At 36.6% G+C, this 18,568-nt stretch carries 18 protein-coding genes; 12 read left to right on the top strand and 6 right to left on the bottom strand.

Annotated elements, in window-relative coordinates; genetic code table 11:
* Positions 1-35: 35 nt before the first annotated feature.
* The 4 genes from LB449_RS05570 (at position 36) to LB449_RS05555 (ending at position 3,113) form a co-directional block, all read left to right on the top strand.
* The gene (locus tag LB449_RS05570) at positions 36-923 is read left to right on the top strand and encodes a phospholipase A (RefSeq protein ID WP_224454080.1); all 888 of its coding nucleotides are present in this window, start codon (positions 36-38) and stop codon (positions 921-923) included.
* 167 nt (positions 924-1,090) lie between these two features.
* On the top strand, positions 1,091-2,374 hold the full coding sequence (locus LB449_RS05565) for a DEAD/DEAH box helicase (RefSeq protein WP_224454079.1): 1,284 nt from the start codon (positions 1,091-1,093) through the stop codon (positions 2,372-2,374).
* Between the two features lie 12 nt (positions 2,375-2,386).
* Positions 2,387-2,614 carry a VF530 family protein gene (locus LB449_RS05560; RefSeq protein ID WP_224454078.1) on the top strand — a complete coding sequence of 76 codons (228 nt, stop codon included), beginning with the start codon at positions 2,387-2,389 and terminating at the stop codon, positions 2,612-2,614.
* The gene (locus LB449_RS05555) at positions 2,607-3,113 is read left to right on the top strand and encodes a DinB family protein (protein ID WP_224454077.1); all 507 of its coding nucleotides are present in this window, start codon (positions 2,607-2,609) and stop codon (positions 3,111-3,113) included. The genes LB449_RS05560 and LB449_RS05555 overlap by 8 nt, the downstream gene beginning before the upstream one ends.
* A 109-nt stretch (positions 3,114-3,222) precedes the next feature.
* Here LB449_RS05555 and LB449_RS05550 read toward each other — a convergent pair whose 3' ends face one another.
* A complete protein-coding gene (locus LB449_RS05550) occupies positions 3,223-3,678 on the bottom strand; it encodes a YehS family protein (protein WP_224454076.1) in 456 nt (151 codons plus the stop codon).
* A 112-nt stretch (positions 3,679-3,790) separates the two neighbouring features.
* Here LB449_RS05550 and LB449_RS05545 point away from each other — a divergent pair, with 112 nt between their 5' ends.
* The 3 genes from LB449_RS05545 (at position 3,791) to LB449_RS05535 (ending at position 6,889) form a co-directional block, all read left to right on the top strand.
* Entirely contained in the window at positions 3,791-4,360 is a 570-nt protein-coding gene (locus LB449_RS05545; RefSeq protein ID WP_224454075.1) for a Crp/Fnr family transcriptional regulator, read from the top strand.
* A 126-nt stretch (positions 4,361-4,486) separates the two neighbouring features.
* Positions 4,487-5,167, top strand: coding sequence for a type 1 glutamine amidotransferase domain-containing protein (locus LB449_RS05540; RefSeq protein WP_224454074.1), 681 nt, complete (start codon positions 4,487-4,489; stop codon positions 5,165-5,167).
* Between the two features lie 126 nt (positions 5,168-5,293).
* Positions 5,294-6,889, top strand: coding sequence for an NAD(P)/FAD-dependent oxidoreductase (locus LB449_RS05535; protein WP_224454073.1), 1,596 nt, complete (start codon positions 5,294-5,296; stop codon positions 6,887-6,889).
* A 57-nt stretch (positions 6,890-6,946) separates the two neighbouring features.
* Here the strand turns inward: LB449_RS05535 and LB449_RS05530 are convergent, their stop codons facing one another.
* On the bottom strand, positions 6,947-8,521 hold the full coding sequence (locus LB449_RS05530; RefSeq protein WP_224454072.1) for an asparagine synthase-related protein: 1,575 nt from the start codon (positions 8,519-8,521) through the stop codon (positions 6,947-6,949).
* A gap of 118 nt (positions 8,522-8,639) precedes the next feature.
* Between LB449_RS05530 and LB449_RS05525 the strand changes: the two genes are divergently transcribed.
* A complete protein-coding gene (locus LB449_RS05525) occupies positions 8,640-9,086 on the top strand; it encodes an Lrp/AsnC family transcriptional regulator (RefSeq protein WP_224454071.1) in 447 nt (148 codons plus the stop codon).
* 14 nt (positions 9,087-9,100) lie between these two features.
* On the opposite strand, the gene LB449_RS05520 is transcribed toward LB449_RS05525, so the two are convergent.
* Positions 9,101-10,651, bottom strand: a complete 1,551-nt coding sequence (locus LB449_RS05520; RefSeq protein WP_224454070.1) for a hypothetical protein — start codon at positions 10,649-10,651, stop codon at positions 9,101-9,103.
* A 146-nt stretch (positions 10,652-10,797) separates the two neighbouring features.
* Here LB449_RS05520 and LB449_RS05515 point away from each other — a divergent pair, with 146 nt between their 5' ends.
* From LB449_RS05515 to leuB, 4 genes are all read left to right on the top strand, one after another.
* Positions 10,798-11,973 (top strand): 2-isopropylmalate synthase, encoded by a 1,176-nt coding sequence (locus tag LB449_RS05515; RefSeq protein WP_224454069.1) that lies wholly within the window; start codon positions 10,798-10,800, stop codon positions 11,971-11,973.
* Positions 11,974-11,983: 10 nt separating this feature from the next.
* On the top strand, positions 11,984-13,366 hold the full coding sequence (gene leuC, locus LB449_RS05510; RefSeq protein ID WP_224454068.1) for a 3-isopropylmalate dehydratase large subunit: 1,383 nt from the start codon (positions 11,984-11,986) through the stop codon (positions 13,364-13,366).
* Position 13,367: 1 nt separating this feature from the next.
* A complete protein-coding gene (gene leuD, locus LB449_RS05505) occupies positions 13,368-13,973 on the top strand; it encodes a 3-isopropylmalate dehydratase small subunit (RefSeq protein WP_224454067.1) in 606 nt (201 codons plus the stop codon).
* Between the two features lie 125 nt (positions 13,974-14,098).
* Positions 14,099-15,214: a 3-isopropylmalate dehydrogenase gene (gene leuB, locus LB449_RS05500; RefSeq protein WP_224454066.1), complete on the top strand. Its 1,116-nt coding sequence runs from the start codon at positions 14,099-14,101 to the stop codon at positions 15,212-15,214.
* A gap of 149 nt (positions 15,215-15,363) precedes the next feature.
* Here the strand turns inward: leuB and argH are convergent, their stop codons facing one another.
* The 3 genes from argH to argB form a co-directional block, all read right to left on the bottom strand.
* Complete coding sequence (gene argH, locus LB449_RS05495; RefSeq protein ID WP_224454065.1) at positions 15,364-16,638, bottom strand: argininosuccinate lyase; 1,275 nt, start codon at positions 16,636-16,638, stop codon at positions 15,364-15,366.
* Positions 16,639-16,713: 75 nt separating this feature from the next.
* Entirely contained in the window at positions 16,714-17,781 is a 1,068-nt protein-coding gene (locus LB449_RS05490; RefSeq protein ID WP_224454064.1) for a M20 family metallo-hydrolase, read from the bottom strand.
* The gene (argB, locus tag LB449_RS05485) at positions 17,778-18,554 is read right to left on the bottom strand and encodes an acetylglutamate kinase (protein ID WP_224454063.1); all 777 of its coding nucleotides are present in this window, start codon (positions 18,552-18,554) and stop codon (positions 17,778-17,780) included. Before argB ends, LB449_RS05490 begins: the two co-directional genes overlap by 4 nt.
* Between the last annotated feature and the right edge of the window lie 14 nt (positions 18,555-18,568).

The following is an 18,568-nucleotide window of genomic DNA, read 5'->3' as shown; positions in this document are numbered from 1 at the left end:
GGCTTCGTCTACTTTTGTGGCTAACCAAAGTACATATGAAATTCATTAGCATTGTCATTTTCACCTTTATAAGTCAATTTTCATTTGCACAATCAATTTTTGGAAAAGATGCGATCATTGAAAAATCACTCTCGGAACGTTGGGAGCTCGACGATGAAGATAAAAATGGAACTTTTAAATTGACGTTTTATAAACCAATTTATGTCTTACCAGCGCGCTGGTCGAGCAATCCGAATGAACTACCACAGAGTGAAAACCCAGATAATAGCTTTACCGAAGCTCAAAATTATGATCAGGTTGAGGCAAAATTTCAATTGAGTTTAAAGACAAAACTATTACAATCTTTTCTTTTTGGACATGGTGATTTATGGCTTGGTTATACTCAATTGGCCAATTGGCAGGTGTATAACGATCCTGTATCCAGACCATTTCGGGAGCTTAATTACGAACCAGAAGTTATCGTCAACTTTCCTATGAAAATTAATTTGCTTGGCATTGATTTAAGAATGGCAGGTTTTGGTTTTAATCATCAGTCTAATGGTAGGGATTTGCCTCGATCCAGAAGTTGGAACCGATTGATGTTTCATGCTGCTTTTGAAAAAGATAATTTTCAATTGTACCTTAAACCCTGGATTAGAATTGAAAGTCCCGACAAAGATGATAATCCGGCCATAAGTGACTTTATAGGACGAATGGAGGCTAATTTCATTTATAATTTAAACAAACACAGTGTCAATTTAATCGGAAAAAACTCATTGGACTTTGATAAAAACAGAGGAAGCCTTGAGTTGAATTATTTTTATTCTGTTAAATCCAATCTTAGGTTACATTTTCAAGCGTTTACTGGATATGGAGAAACTTTAATTGATTATAACCACAAGCAAACGACCCTTGGCATTGGTGTATCATTTATAGACTGGTAAAGATCTTTAAGTTAACTAGATGAAATTCAGAAGGTAATAGTTTAAAAACCTCCTAAAAAAGTCTCTTTCATCAATTAAAAATATATTGAAAGAATAAAGCTTACCTTTGCAGCTTAATAAAGAAATGACCTCTGATACCATAGACTGTCATTTCAAAAAAACACTCTATGTCATTTAAGTCATTAGGACTCTCTGAAGACCTTGTGAAAGCTGTAAGCGCGCAAGGTTACGATACCCCAACACCTATACAATCAAAATCGATTCCTCCTGTTTTGGAAGGAAAAGATGTTTTAGCTTCGGCACAAACCGGAACCGGTAAAACAGCTGGTTTTACTTTGCCGTTACTTCAACTATTGTCTCAAACTCCACCATTAAGAAACAGACCTATAAGAGCTTTAATTTTGACGCCAACGCGTGAATTGGCCGCTCAAGTCCATCAAAACGTTAAGGATTATAGTCGATTTGTAGATTTACGATCTACTGTTATTTTTGGTGGTGTCAATCAAAAATCACAGGTATCGACTCTAAGAAATGGAGTTGATGTGTTGATCGCTACTCCTGGACGTCTTATCGACCTGAACAACCAAGGGCTTTTATCGCTCTCCAAAGTTGAAATTCTCGTACTCGATGAAGCCGACCGCATGCTTGATATGGGATTCTTGAGAGACATTAAAAAAATCATGGGATTGATTCCGAAGAAAAGACAAACCCTTTTGTTTTCAGCTACATTTTCCAAAGACATCAGAAGGCTTTCTAGTGAATTTCTAAAAGATCCTGTTTCTGTTGAATCTACTCCAGAAAATACGACTGTTGAAGCAATTGAGCAGCAGGTGTATCGAGTCGCCAAAGAGAAAAAAACAGATTTGTTGATTAAACTGATTTCTGAAGGAAACTGGGAGCAGGTGCTGGTCTTTTCAAGAACCAAACACGGCGCCAACAAACTGGCTAAAAAACTAGAGTCTGCCAAAATTGGAGCGGCAGCTATCCACGGTAATAAAAGCCAGGGCGCCAGAACCAAAGCTTTAGCCGGGTTTAAAAATGGAAGCGTAAAAGTACTTGTCGCTACCGACATTGCCTCCCGTGGCCTTGATATTCCTTTATTACCTTATGTAGTTAACTTCGAATTGCCTAACGTTTCTGAAGATTATGTCCATAGAATTGGACGAACCGGAAGAGCTGGGGCAAGCGGACTTGCCGTTTCTTTGGTAAGTGCCGATGAAACTGTATTTTTAAGAGATATTGAAAAATTGATTGGTGATAAAATCCCAATGGATATTCTTGAAGGATTCGAACCAGATCCTAATGCCTCTACAAAACCATTCAATCCTCAACAACGTGGTAGAAAACCACAATCCAACTCACGTTCAGGTAACTCAAGATCTTCAAGCCAAAAGTCTTCAGGTGCTAGAACTGGTAACTCCAGACAAAACTCAAATAAACCAAGACGCTAAAAATAACGGTCTGTGGAAACTCAAAAGAACAACCCCTTACACGGGATGACTTTGGAGCAAATCTTAATTGATTTGGAAGCCTTTTATGGATGGGAAAAACTGTCGAAACAGATCAACATTCGCTGTTTTAAAGATAACCCCTCCATAAAATCCAGTTTGAAATTTCTCAGAAAAACGCCTTGGGCCAGAACAAAAGTGGAAGTTTTGTATTTAAAATTTCAGAAAAAGATCAATGGCTAAATCTGCACCAGAATATTGGCTCAGAGGTCCTGTTGACGGCATTCCTGCCTTATTACAACCTGCAGCGCACGCTTTACTTCAAACTCGACTTGAAGCTAGAACTTACACAAAAGATTTTGATGAAAGTTTGCTTTGGGAAATGCCTCATGGACGAGCAAACGTTGGATTTCATCTTCAGCATATCGCTGGTGTGATCGACAGAATGTTAGCTTACGCCGACCAGAAATCACTTTCTGAAAATCAATTTGAGTATTTAAAAAGCGAAGGAAAACCAAATCAGGATATCCATCTGGAAGATTTATTGCTTCATCTGGAAACTAAAATTAATGAAGCATTAATTTATTTTAGAAACATCAACATTCAAAATCTGACAGATTACAGAAGTGTTGGCAGAAAAAAGCTGCCCTCTACCCTGCTCGGTGTTTTATTCCACACCGCAGAACACAGTCAGCGGCATATCGGTCAATTATTGGTGACGGTAAGTGCTTTAAGTAAATGAATTGGATTACTTTATGAAATAATCAGCATATTTACGTTGAACTTTAGTTCCAGCAGTTTATATACAATGCAAGGAAAGTGTATTAAAATTCCTCCTTTGGGCTTAGCTATTATTTGTACTTCAACTGAAGTCCGTATAGAAAATTTCTTAAATATTGATCCATCAATTCTCTGTACTGAGGCTGTGTAGGCCGTCTCAGGAAAGCGCTTAATTCGTGTTTACTCACTTGTTTACCAGCGATTTGGTAGAGTTCTATGATGTCTTCAGACTTTAACTCAAAAGCAATTTTGAGTTTTTTCAACACGTCGTTATTATTCAAAAAGGTTTCTGGCTCTGGCTGAGAGCCCTCTTTTTTGCCACGCTTATCTACAATAAGTCCATTTAGAAAAACTGCCAGCATTTTATCTTCAAGTTCCACAAAACTCTCATCTTCGTCTGCTTTTAGCCAATCGCTTACCTCTGCCCTGGTCACCTCAACTCCAGCTGATTTGAAAAAAGAAATCATCTTGGAATCGGTGTATCCAAAAGTATATCGCAATCTTCGCAGAACATCGTTATTAGTCATAATGTGAATTTTAAAAAGCCTAAAGCTAATAGAGTTCAAAAATAAAGAAGCTGAGCAGAAGTCCTTCCTGTTTTCAGAAATAAATGTAAACTTGTAAACTTATCCTAAGTTTATGTATCCACAACTTCTTCAGCATTTACATCGAGATATCGATCTCACCCAAGTTGAGGCGGAGGAATTCATGAGTATTTTGAGTTACCAAGCACTTGAGAAAAAAGAAATATTGATAAGCCCTGAACAAAACGTCAACAAGGAATACTATATTCTAAAAGGCTGTTTATCTGCATACTATTTGGATAAAAACGGACAGAAGCACATTCTTCAATTTGCGATCGAAGATTGGTGGATAAGTGATTTTGAAGCTTTTTTCAATGCACAACCCGCTCAATTATTTGTTGAATGTCTAGAGGATAGCGAAGTTTTGGGTCTTGAAAAATCGGCCTTGGAACATCTATACCTTAGACTTCCAAAATTTGAACGCTTTTTTAGGATCAAGGTCACCAAAGCCTTTGTAAGTCTGAGGAACAGAATTTTATCCTCTCTTCAAAACGATAGTAAGTCCAGGTATCTGGAATTTTGTAAGGATTATCCGAGTTTAGAATCCAGAATCGCTAATTATCATATCGCCAATTACTTAGGTATAACCCCAGAAAGTTTAAGCCGATTGAAAAAGAAGATATAGCCTTTTATCGATTGAAACTCCATTGGTCTGATGAACTAAGATTAACACCTCTTAACGCATCGCATTGACTTAAATCAATTTTTAAATACAACTCAGAACTTATCTTTGTCAAAAATATAAATTGCTATGAAAAAGATACTTTTTGTTATTACAAGTAACGATAAAATGGGAGATACAGGAAATAAAACAGGATTCTGGATTGAAGAATTCGCTGCTCCCTATTACATTTTGAAGGATGCGGGATTTGACATTACATTGGCTTCCCCTCAAGGTGGACAGCCTCCAATTGATCCCAACTCAGAAACTGAGGATGCTCAAACTAAAGCAACCGAACGTTTTGATATGGACAAAGAGGCTAAAACCCTATTAGCTAATACACATAAATTGGTTGAGGTTAAAGCATCTGATTATGATGCTGTCTTTTACCCAGGTGGTCACGGCGTCCTTTGGGATCTCGTCGAAGATCAAACGTCTATAAAATTAATTGAAGAATTTAATGCTAGTAAAAAGCCCGTTGCTTTTGTATGCCACGCCCCAGCAGTGCTTAAGCATCCTAAAAACACAGATGGTGAACCACTTGTGAAAGGGAAAAAAGTAACAGGATTTACCAATCAGGAAGAAGAAGCTGTTCAATTAACTGAGATTGTTCCTTTTCTACTTGAAGACATGTTAATAGAAAAAGGTGGTGTCTATTCTAAAATTGAAGATTGGCAAGCTTACGCTGTAGAAGATGGAAATTTGATTACAGGTCAAAATCCTGGATCTTCAGAAAAAGTAGCAGAATTACTTGCTAAGCATCTCAATTAATCTCCATATTAATTTTGATAATATTATTAATGCCCTCTACTTAAAGAGGGCATTTTTAGTTTAACACCTTATTTGAAAATATCATTTCAGTAAGGAATTAGCTACATTTGCAACATATTTCAAATCATGTCATCAGCACCTCATTATATCGATATAAGAGTTACCCCAGAAGTGGCTCATCATTCTGAAGATTTAAAAAAATCTCTAGCAAAACACGTTGGTATTACTGAAAATCAGCTATCGGAATTCAAAATCCTAAAACGATCAATTGATGCGAGAGCAAGACAAATTAAATACCAGTTGAGAATCGCTTATGTTCTTAAAGATGAGTCAGTGATTTGGCCAGCTCATACTGAAAAAAAATATCATTCAGTATCTTATGAAAGTCCAAGGGTTTTAGTTGTGGGCAGTGGCCCAGCAGGCCTTTTTGCTGCTCTAAAGCTTCTTGAGAAGGGCTTAAAACCTATCGTCATCGAACGTGGAAAAAATGTAAGAGCCAGACGAAGAGATCTGGCTAAAATCAACAAGGAACATCTGGTAAATCCAGAGTCTAATTATTGTTTTGGTGAAGGTGGAGCTGGTACTTACTCTGACGGCAAATTATACACGCGTTCAGGAAATAAGAAAACCATCAAGGAAATACTTCACACTTTTGTTGAACATGGGGCAAGTGAAGATATTTTGGTCGATGCCCATCCTCATATTGGCACCAATAAATTACCAGACATCATCACCAAAATGCGAGATAAAATCATCGAATGTGGAGGTGAAATTCATTTTGAATCCAAGTTAACTGACTTTCTTATCAAAGAAAATCAGCTCAAAGGAATTCAGGTGAACGATGAAAAAGAAATTTTAGCTGAAGCTTGTATTTTGGCAACAGGCCATTCAGCAAGAGATATTTTTTATCTGCTTGATAAAAGAAAAATCAAATTAGAGTTTAAAACCTTTGCCATGGGCGTTCGGGTGGAACATCCTCAATCTTTAATTGATGAAATTCAGTATAAAAAATCAGAGCGAGGCGAATACTTACCCCCTTCTGCATACAGTTTGGTGGAACAAGTCGATAACAAAGGCGTATATTCCTTTTGCATGTGTCCGGGTGGCATCATAGCGCCCTGCGCTACAACTCCTGGAGAAGTGGTGACCAATGGCTGGTCACCTTCCAAACGTAATAATCCTTATGCCAATTCTGGAATTGTCGTGACTATTGATGATGAAGAACTTCAGGATTATCAACAATTTGGTGCTTTACGCGGTTTAAAATTTCAAGAAGCTATTGAAAAAAAATGCTGGGAATTGGCTGGCGAAACTCAAAATGTGCCTGCTCAACGTCTTCATGATTTTATCGGCAGACGCAAATCGGTTTCCATTCCAAAAAACTCCTATCAGCCAGGGACAACTTCAGTAGAGATGGATGCCATTTTTCCAAAAGCCATGACAAAACGCTTAAGGGAAGGCTTCAAAAAATTCACTCAGAAGATGAAAGGTTTTGATCATCCTGATGCAGTGATTCTAGCACCAGAATCTAGAACGTCTTCACCAATAAGAATTCCTAGAGATGAGGAAACTCTGGAACATCCAGAATTATCAGGTTTGTATCCTTGTGGCGAAGGTGCTGGTTATGCGGGAGGTATTGTTTCTGCTGCTATAGATGGCGAACGTTGCGCGGAAGCAATAGCTAAAGTCTTGGTCAATCAGGTGAGGAACCCATCTACATGAAAAAAACAGCCTGCTATATCAACAGACTGTTTTCAAAAGATGAAATTATTAAGGGGGCTAATCGGCTTGATAAATTTCAAGTACTCTTGCGGATGGATCTTTGACGTCGCCACACCATTTTGGTAACCATTGATAAGGCGTCAACTGAAAGTGAGATCCGTAGGTTTTTTCAAAAGTTTTAAGATAAAAGTAAGCCTCTTTTGAAGGTGGTTCTGGTGTAAAGTCGAATTTTTTAGCTTTAAATTCTTCATCAGAAACCAAAGTTTCAACATGATCTTTTATGACTTCACTCCAGGATTTTTTCTTGCTACTCACACTATCAGAAAATCCGTTTTTCCGTCTCCATAACACTTCACTTGGAATTAAATCTTCTCCTTCAAAAGCTTTTCTGATTAAATATTTTTCAATTTTTTCATCAGAAAACATTCTGAGTTCTGGGGGAATCGACATAAAAAATCTGACGAAGGCTTTATCAGCAAAAGGAACTCTTGCTTCCAATCCTGCATTGGAGATAGATCGATCTCCACGTTTCATATCAAAAAACTGAATATCTTTAAGCAATCTGATTGATTCTTGTTGAAAACTTTCAGAATCTGGCGCATTTTGGAAATATAGGTAAGATCCAAATTCGTCGGCAGTTTCTCCGGAGAATAGAACTTTCACATCAGAATGATCTTTCACGTATTTAGCGACCAATTGGTGTCCAACCGAAGCACGAATCGTAGTGACATCATAACTTCCCAACATATACACGGTGTGTTCTAGTTCATCTAGAAAATCCTGCTCTGTACAAGTAATGCTATGGTGTTTGCTACCGATATGATCAGCTACCTTTTGAGCAGCGGTGATATCTGGACTTCCTTCCAAACCAATAGAAAACGTTTCTAGCTGTTTTCCCTTTTCTTTTAATTTTCGAGCTAAAATGCCAGCTACCAAACTACTGTCTAAACCTCCACTCAATAGACATCCAAGTGGTCTTTCGCTCATCATTCGCTTTTCAACTGAATAGGTCAACAACTCATTTATCTTTTGGCAATATTCATCTTCAGTTAAAGCCGAAGTTGAATATTCATGGATAAAATAAGGTGCGATCTTATCTGTCTTTGAATTCCAGTAGTGACCAGGAGGAAATTGATCTAAATGTTTAGTGAATGCAATAGCTTTACTTTCTGAAGCAAAATAAACTTCAGCATCATCCTGACCAATATACATACCTCTCACGCCAAGGTGATCTCTTGCGGCAATAAAAAGGTCTTTTGTTTCATCGTATAAAACGAAAGCAAATTCTCCATCAATCTCTTCCAGCATTTTTTCCTCACCCACTTTTTGATAGAGATCAATAAGTATCTCACAATCGGATCCTGTTTCTAATTCGATGCTGTATTTATTAGCTAATTCTAAATAATTAAAAATCTCTGCGTTGGCCACTAGCCATACTCCATTTTTGTACATTGGCTGATTACCCATTGGTGTTAAGCCATTAATGGCTAAACGATGAAACCCAAAATAGGTGTTTTCCTTAATCACTTTAAAGTCTGATGAATCTGGTCCACGATGTTTGATTTTCATGAACTCATCAATTAAAAATTGACTAGACTTTGCACTTTCGATGGCTACAAATATTCCACACATGATAATTTAATTTGAATTATTTAAAGCAAATAAGGGATATTACTTAATGTAAATCAACATAAAGCTTTAAAATATTAAAAATAAATTTTAATATTGCGTATTACTAAAAATTATAAAGATGATAGACCAAACCGACAGAAAAATCTTAAACATTTTAAGTAAGGACGCTAAAGCCTCCTTAAAATGGATTGGAAACGAATGTAACATGAGTCCAACGGCAGTTCATTTACGCTTAAAAAAGCTCGAAGAACAGAAGATTATAACCGGCTCTAAAAGTGTAATCGACACCTATCAATTAGGGTATCAAACCCAAAGCTTTATAGGGATTTACTTCAACAAAGCCAATATTTACAAAACTGTAAGTAAATCCTTACTTGAAATCGAAGAAGTGGTAGAGTGCAATTATACAACAGGAAACTTTTCCTTGCTAGTGAAAGTAATTTGCCGTGATAACAAACATCTTACTGAAGTACTTAGTAATAAAATCCAAACTATAGATGGTGTAGCCAGAACGGAGACTTTTATCTGCCTTGAGCAAACCTTTACCAGAGAAATAGAATTTTAAAGACCAAATGCAGATTAGGACTTCACATTTTTTTCTAAAAATTTGTTTCTGATAATTTGGTCTACTGAAACATTGGTGATTTTACTTTCTAACCAGGAAATGATATCCAAGTATAAAAAAGCTCTGCGTTCGTAAGGATCCTTTTCATACTTTTTGAGTTTTTCTAAAATTTCTTTAAAAGCCGACTTAACATCATGAGGGAAAATATCTGGCAAAGCCTTCATAAAATTGATGATTTCAGTCTGTACTTCATTCAATTCATTCATTTTCAAAAGAAACTTGTAGGTACTCCTAAGATGAGTATCCAAATGATAATCCATTCCTGCATCATAATGCGCAAAAAGATTCAGTATTCTGGAGAAGCACATCAAGTCCTCTCTCATAGTTAAAGACTTGTTGGAAATAATTTTGTTTAAGTATCTAATACACTCTTTATTATTTCCGACACAAAAATGCAGACTCGCAATTTTATAATAAAACACCATGATATGATGTTCATCAATCCTGTCTTTGAAACGCTTTATTCCTTTCAAAATATCATCAACTAAATTAAGGCCCTCATCAAACAAACCCTTCATAAAGCAAAGATTCAATCTATCTGTATTGAGATACAAAAAGACAAGTCCTTCTATGTTATCGTCTTTGGGAAAAGTACTTTTTGAAATTTGGTGTTTCATGTCATCCATAACAGCTTCAAAGCGCTTGTGATCTTGAATAAAAAATAAGGATTCCAAGAGGTATTGATTGCCCTTCAAAAACCAAACAGGATTCAATGAAATCATCTTCGGATGCTCCTGAAACAACTCCACCCACTTTTTTGAATACTTATAACAGGCTGTAAAATCCTGAATCAAGAAACTCAACCATAGATAAGAATTATAAAGCCATAACTTTTCCCTAAATCCTAAATCTTTGATATCGAATTCGGGCAAATGAGCATTAAAATAGTCTAAAATTTCTTTTTTTTCGCTGTCACTTTTTACATAACCAGATTTTAAAATAATACTGTAAAGCTTAAGGGATAAGTTAGATAAAGTACTAGCCAATACATTGAGATGACTAAATTTACTAGATTGCTCAATTAAATCGTCAGCTCTACTTGCTATACTCCGAGTAATGTATTGAGCCTCTATGAGTTTTTCTAATTCAACAATCTCATATACTAAATTTTTTTCTTCGTGGCTAACTGCAATTTCTTTGGCTTTATCCAAAATCTTTAAACTCTGCTTATATAGACCTTTATGATATAAAATGGTGGCAAACTCCGTTTGTTCTCTAATTTGGGAACGCACATTCTGATGAAATGGATTAAGCTTAAGACTGATTAAAATCTGTTTGTATAGATGTGCTTTTACATTAGCTAATTGTTGTTTCTTAACGAAACCTGTATTCAAAATTTCTTTTTCATTGTATTTCGAAGCTTTATCAAGAAAGTTGAATAAGTTCAAAAATTTAGAATCAGTATTCCCTCCCAATCTACCTACATAAAGTTTGAATTGGCGTTTTTCAGACTTGGTTAAAGTCTTGATTAATAGGAATAAATTGTCTTTTTGATCCTTTATCATCAATGAAATTTATATGTATCTATCTAATTTTCAGTAAGTTATTTTAAATAAATAAAAATTGAACATCGTAAAAGTAACCATTACTGGTTATTTGCCACTCTCAACTATACTTAGTTTTGAAATGGAAACATATAAATAAATTCAATATGTCACATCAAAAAATTGATATTTTCGATACATCTTTAAGAGATGGAGAACAAGTTCCAGGCTGTAAATTGAATACTGAGCAGAAGCTCATTATCGCCAGAGAGCTTGATGAATTGGGAGTAGATGTCATCGAAGCAGGATTTCCTGTCTCCAGTCCGGGAGATTTCGATTCGGTTGTAGGAATTTCGAAAATTGTGAAAAACGCAACTGTGTGTGGTCTAAGCAGAGCGGTTAAAAACGATATCAAGACTGCAGCAGAAGCACTTACTTACGCTAATAGGCCGAGAATTCATACTGGTATTGGTACTTCAGATTCTCACATCAAATATAAATTCAAATCGAATAGGGAAGAAATCTTGGTACGTGCTTTTGACGCAGTTTCATATGCCAAATCGTTTGTGGAAGATGTTGAATTTTATGCTGAAGATGCCGGTCGAACCGATAACGAATACCTGGCAAAAGTTTGTGAATTTGCGATAAAAGCTGGAGCTACAGTTTTAAATATTCCTGATACTACAGGCTATTGTTTGCCAAGTGAATATGGAGCAAAGATTAAGTATTTAAAGGAAAATGTAAAAGACATAGACAAAGCAATTATCTCCTGTCATTGTCATAACGATCTTGGTTTGGCAACAGCCAATTCTATAGAAGCCATTATCAATGGAGCTGGACAAGTAGAATGCACTATTAATGGAATTGGTGAGCGCGCAGGAAACACAGCCTTAGAAGAAGTTGTCATGATTTTGAAACAACATCCTTATCTAAATTGTGACACTAATATCAATACAAGACGTTTGTTCCATATGAGCCAGTTGATTACAAAGCATATGGGGATTTCTCCTCAACCCAACAAGGCTATTGTTGGAGCTAATGCTTTTGCGCACAGTTCTGGAATTCATCAGGATGGCGTCATCAAAAGAAGAGACACCTACGAAATTATAGATCCAGCTGATGTTGGTGTAACAGAGTCTGCCATCGTACTTACTGCAAGAAGTGGTAGAGCTGCTTTGGCTTACAAAGCAAAAAACGCAGGTTATGATCTAACAAAGTTGCAATTGGATGAAGTATATCTTAATTTCTTGAATTTTGCTGACAAATGCAAAGAGGTTAATGATAGTGATATTCATCAAATCGTTGAGACAAGTAAGGTGTGTAGAGAAATAAAATCAGCTTAAGCAAAAATTTATGAGTAAAACATTATTTGATAAAGTATGGGATGCTCACGTGGTTCATAAGATTAAAGATGGTCCGCAAATCTTATACATCGACAAACATTTAATACATGAGGTCACAAGTCCTCAAGCTTTCAATGAGCTTGAAAAAAGAGAGTTACCGATTTTCAGACCACAGCAAGTCGTAGCAACAGCAGATCACAATACCCCTACAAAGGATCAACATCTGCCTATAAAAGATAAACTGTCCAGAAAGCAGTTATCCCAATTATCTGAAAATTGTAAAAAAAATGGAATTCAGTTATACGAATTAGGGCATAAATACAATGGAATCGTTCATGTTATGGCTCCAGAACTGGGTATTACACACCCCGGTATGTCGATTGTTTGTGGAGATTCTCACACCTCTACCCATGGGGCATTCGGAAGCATAGCTTTTGGAATTGGTACTAGTCAGGTGGCTCAGGTTTTTGCAAGTCAATGTTTGTTATTGACCAAGCCAAAAAGTATGCGAATAAATGTGAATGGTAAACTCAAAAAAGGGGTGCTTCCTAAGGATGTGATTCTATATATTATATCTCAAATCGGCACAAATGCGGGAACCGGTTACTTCTGTGAATATGCAGGAGATGTTTTTGAAAACATGTCCATGGAAGGAAGGATGACCGTTTGCAATATGAGTATTGAGATGGGGGCACGTGGTGGAATCATCGCTCCAGATCAGACGACTTTTGACTATGTGAAAGGCAGAAAATTTGCTCCTGAAGGACAAGAATGGAAACACCAACTTGACTACTGGAAAAGTTTGCCGACCAATACAGATGCTGAATTTGACAAAGAATATACTTTCAATGCTGAGGATATTGAACCCATGATTACGTTCGGAACTAATCCTGGCATGGGAATCAAAATCAATGGACTTATTCCTGAAAAAAACGATGCTTCTTTTGAAAAGTCATTGAAATATATGGATTTCAAGAAAGGAGAATCTTTGATTCATAAGCCCATCAATTATGTATTTATCGGGAGTTGTACCAATTCAAGAATAGAAGATTTCAGGGTCGCTGCTGAATACATAAAAGGTAAGAAAAAAGCTGAAAATATTACTGCATGGCTAGTGCCAGGAAGCAAACAAGTAGAGCAACAAATTGAGGCTGAAGGCTTAAAGACTATTTTTACTGAAGCTGGATTTGAATTACGTCAACCTGGTTGCAGCGCTTGCTTAGCCATGAATGATGACAAAATTCCAGCTGGCGAGTATTGTGTTTCTACCTCCAACAGAAATTTTGAAGGACGACAAGGTCAAGGATCCAGAACGCTTTTAGCTAGTCCGCTACTTGCTGCTGCTACAGCCATAGAAGGAAAAATAATTGATATTACAACACATTTAAATTAGTATGGAAAAATTCATAAGCATAACGTCTCGAGCTGTTCCTTTGGCGGTTGAAAATGTAGATACAGATCAAATTATACCTGCACGATTTCTAAAAGCTACAGATAGAGAAGGTTTTGGCGAACATCTTTTTAAAGATTGGAGATATCATAAGGATGGAAGTGAGAACAATGATTTTGTATTAAATGACTCTACCTATAGTGGTGAAATATTAATCGCTGGTCACAATTTTGGTTGTGGCTCAAGTCGAGAGCATGCCGCTTGGGCCCTGAGTGATTATGGTTTTAAGGTGATTGTATCCAGTTTTTTTGCAGACATTTTCAAAGGAAACGCTCTCAATAATGGTGTTTTACCCGTGCAGGTGAGCCCGAATTTTTTAGAAAAACTATTGAAAACAATTGAAGAAAACCCAGAAACTCAAATAGAAGTTAATTTGGAAGATCAATACATAGCCTCGTCTACATTCGGAGGACATGAGTCTTTTGAAATTGATAGTTACAAAAAAACCTGCCTTATGAATGGCTACGATGATATAGATTTTCTAGTGAGTAAAAGGGCTGAAATTGAACTGTTCGAAAAAAGAAAAGAATTAGCACGCGTTAGCGATTGAACGGTTTGTTTGAGCTCTTTTTTCTTCTATTTCTGAAGAAAAAAAGCGAGCAGTGAAAGCGCGACCCCCAAAGCATTGGGGGTAACGCCCAAGAAATAATTATATACATTATAACTCTTAATGAAATGGAACTAAAGATTGCAGTATTACCAGGGGATGGAATTGGACCAGAAGTGACGGCTCAAGCCATAAAGGCTATGAATGCTGTTGCGCTGGAATTTGATCATAAATTTACTTATAAACAGGCTGATATTGGTGCAATAGCCATCGATAAGACAGGGAACCCCCTACCCGATGAAACTTTGGAACTCTGCAAAGCAAGTGATGCGATTTTATTTGGCGCCATTGGTGATCCCAAGTATGATAATGCGCAGGGAAATGTAAGACCTGAACAAGGTTTACTGAAGATAAGGAAGGAACTGGAATTGTTTGCGAACGTAAGGCCTGTCAAAGCATTTGAAGCTCTAATAGATCAATCTCCTTTGAAAAGACACCTTATAAAAGGTGTGGACATTAGCATCTACAGGGAACTCACTGGTGGTATTTATTTTGGCAAAAAAGAAACTAAAGAAGATGGAAGTTATGCTTCAGATCTTTGCGAATATTCTGCAGAAGAAATAGAGCGAATTGCGCATCTTGCCTTTAAGGCAGCGATGGGAAGACGAAAAAAAGTCACTTTGGTAGATAAGGCAAACGTGCTGGATACGTCGCGGCTTTGGAGAAAAAAAGTGACTGAGTTGGCAAAATCTTATCCTGAAGTTACGCTAGAATTTCTATATGTTGACAATGCAGCGATGCAAATGATCTTAAATCCTAGACAGTTTGATGTCATCTTGACAGAAAATATGTTTGGAGATATCATAAGTGATGAAGCGAGCGTAATTGGTGGATCTATTGGTTTGTTGCCTTCAGTTTCCATTGGTAAAAAATATGCTTTATTTGAGCCCATACATGGCTCATATCCTCAAGCTAAAGGCAAAGGTATTGCCAATCCTATTGCTGCTATTTTGTCTGCTGCAATGCTTTTAGAACATTTCGGCTTGTATGAAGAATCAGAAACTATAAAAGAAGCTGTAGAAAGATCTCTAAAACTTGGGATTACCACTCCAGATCTTGGCGTCAAACATGAACGCATTACGACTTCCAAAGTTGGAGATTTTATAGCAGATTTCATCAGTAATCCTGAAGATTCTAATCGTAATTTTTCCAACATCCACATTGGCCAATCGACCATTATTTAAAGAAATTAATTACCTCAGAACAAGCCAATATGGTATAAGTGAATCACCTCTGAATTTCAACCTAGAGGTGGAAGAATAAAACCCTGAATGAGGGATTAAAGTATTTTATTAACACATAAAACGGAGTATTTCTTAGGAAATGCTCTGTTTTAGTTTGGAAACTTTTTTCTGATGTTTTCCAAACATAAATTCCCTATACTTCCGATGTGCGTGTGAGGCTTAGATTGTCCTGCTTTATAAGTTCCTGATTGCACTTGCTCTCCAATTTTTTGATATGCTTCTCTAAAGCTCATCCCCTGTTCGACCAAAGCATTAATCTGGTCTACAGAATACATGTACAAATATTTTGGATCCTTAATATCAATAGTTTTAACTTGAATTTGCTGAATTGAATATTTGAAAATTTCTAAAATAGAAGAGCATTCCTCTATACCTGAAATCATATTTTCCTTCAAAAGTTGATAATCTCGATGATAACCACTCGGTAAGTTATTGGTAATAAGCAACATTTCTGAATGCAAGGCCTGTATTTTATTGGACTTACCTCTTATCAACTCAAACACATCCGGATTCTTTTTGTGAGGCATAATGCTGCTGCCTGTGGTTAACTGGTCTGGAAAACTTATAAAATCAAAGTTTTGACTGGTATACAAACAAATATCCATAGCAAATCGTGAGAGGGTATTGCAAATGCTTCCTAAGGCAGAGGCTATAGTTCGCTCACTTTTACCTCGACTCATTTGAGCCGCCACTACATTGTATTTTAAAGTAGAAAAACCCAACTCTTGTGTGGTTATGGTTCGATCTATTGGAAACGAACTTCCATAACCTGCTGCGGAACCCAGCGGATTTTGATCAACCGTTTTTATAGCAGCATCCAGCACGTAAACATCATCGATAAGCTGTTCTGCGTAAGCCGAAAACCATAAGCCAAAAGAAGAAGGCATAGCCACTTGAAGGTGTGTGTAACCTGGAAGCACTTTATTTTTGTGTTTTTCAGCCAAACTGAGTAAAGTTTCAAAAAACTCATGACTTAATATTTTAATCTGCTGAAGTTGTTCCCGATAATACAAATGCAAAGCCACTAACACCTGGTCGTTTCGAGATCTTGCGGTGTGAATTTTTCGACCCACATCTCCTAACTTTTGAATCAGTTCAAATTCAATTTTGGAATGCACATCTTCAAATTGAGACTCAATTTTAAACTCGCCATTTTCAACCTGCTTTGACATGATTTTAAATTGATGTTGTAAAAGTTGAAGTTCATCTGCTGAAATTAATCCCACACTTTCCAGCATTTTGGCGTGAGCCGCAGAAGCTTGAATGTCATATTTGGCAATGTGAATATCAATTTCACGATCATTTCCAACCGTAAATTTTTCAATTTTTTTGTCAATATCTATTCCTTTGTCCCAGAGTTTCATACTATTATTTCTTCGAAGAAAGAAGTTTCTGTCTTCATTATTAATTTTGATGCGAATTTTAAAAAGTTTATTTCTTTATGGTTTCAAAACCTTATCTAACAACTTAATGTATTGTTCAATTCCTTGTTCCAATTCTTCAATATAAATAAATTCATCTGCAGAATGTGAGCGGTTGCTGTCTCCAGGACCTAATTTGACCGATGGACACGATAAACACGCCTGATCTGAAAGCGTCGGCGATCCGTAAGTGCTCATTCCTAAACTCAATCCCGCTAGAACCAGAGCGTGATCTTTTGAAATTCCCGAAGAATTTAACCGGGTACTTCGTGGAATAATCTGATCACAAGGTGATTTTTCCTGAAGAAGTTCTACAATCTCCTCATTGTCATAAGCATCGGTCACACGAACATCAACTACTATATTCACTTCTGAAGGGATTGCATTATGCTGAACGCCGGCATTAATTTGTGTTACCGTCATTTTCACATCGCCAAGACTTGGCGAAGACTTTTCAAATTTGAAATCTTTGAACCACTGCAGAACCGGAATTGCCTTATAAATAGGGTTGTCAACGTTCGGATGGGCAGCATGTCCAGGCGTACCCTTTACTGTAGCATCAAAAACTAAAAGTCCTTTTTCGGCAATTGCTAGATTCATTAAGGTGGGCTCTCCAACGATGGCCACATCGATTTTTGGAATATGCTCAAGCATGAAATTTAATCCATTCTTTCCGCTGTTTTCTTCTTCGGCAGAGGCTACAAACACAAGGTTATAAGTAAGATTTTCTTTAGCATAAAAATAGGTAAAGGTAGCAAGCAGAGAAACCAAACAACCGCCAGCATCATTACTTCCAAGACCGTAGAGTTTTCCGTTATCTACACTTGCTGTAAAAGGGTCTTTGGTGTAGCCTTTATTAGGCTGAACAGTATCGTGATGTGAGTTCAATAGTAACGTGGGCTTGTTCTTGTCAAAAAATTTATTGACCGACCAGACATTATTTTTTCGGCGTTTAAATTCAATATTATGAGAAGTCATCCAGTGTTCAATCAATGCTGCAGTTTGGTCTTCTTCAGTAGAAAAAGAAGGCGTTTCAATAAGACTCTTTAAAAGTTCTATTGCGTCTTGAGTTAGTTTTTTGATCATAGTTGAAGTGTTGTATAAATTGAATTAGAATCAACAATCATTTTAGGATTTCCAATACAAACTTTAAAAACCTTATTGTTTAAAGCATTGAAACAATTATCGAGTTTCGGAAGCATTCCATCAGCGATTTTACCTTGCTGAAAAAGTGTATGATAAGCCTCTAAATCTAAAGTTTCTATAACAGAATTGTCATTGGTCATATCACTTAAAACTCCTTTTTTTTCAAAACAATAATAGAGTTCTACTGAAAATGATGAAGCTAAAGCTACAGCTAATTCTGAAGCAATCGTATCGGCATTGGTATTAAGTAATTGCCCCTGCTTGTCGTGAGTTAATGCGCAAAACACGGGGACAATTTCTTCCTTGAGTAAAATTTCTATCAATGAGGTATTAACTTGAATAATATCGCCCACAAAACCGTAATCTATAGAAGTTACTGGACGTTTATAAGACTGAATGAGATTTCCGTCTGCTCCAGTCAAGCCAAGTGAATTGCATCCCTTAGCTTGCAAAGCAGCTACTATAGTTTTATTAAGTTTGCCTGCATAAACCATAGTAACCACGTCCAGAGTTTTTTGGTCTGTAAGCCGACGCCCGTCTACTTTTTCAATTTTAATTCCAAGTTGCTTTGAAGTTTCTGAAGCCAGATTCCCACCTCCATGAACCAAAATTTTCAAACCTTTCAGTTTAGATAAATCTTCAATAAACTGCTGAAGAGCAACAGTATCATTAATGATTTTCCCTCCTATTTTGATAATTTTTAGCGTTTCCATTTTGTATTGTCCTT

This window comes from Psychroflexus lacisalsi (assembly GCF_020164495.1).
Taxonomy (GTDB): domain Bacteria; phylum Bacteroidota; class Bacteroidia; order Flavobacteriales; family Flavobacteriaceae; genus Psychroflexus; species Psychroflexus lacisalsi.
The sequence above is the reverse complement of the archived record's forward strand: the minus strand, read 5'-3'. Positions and strand labels throughout refer to the sequence as shown.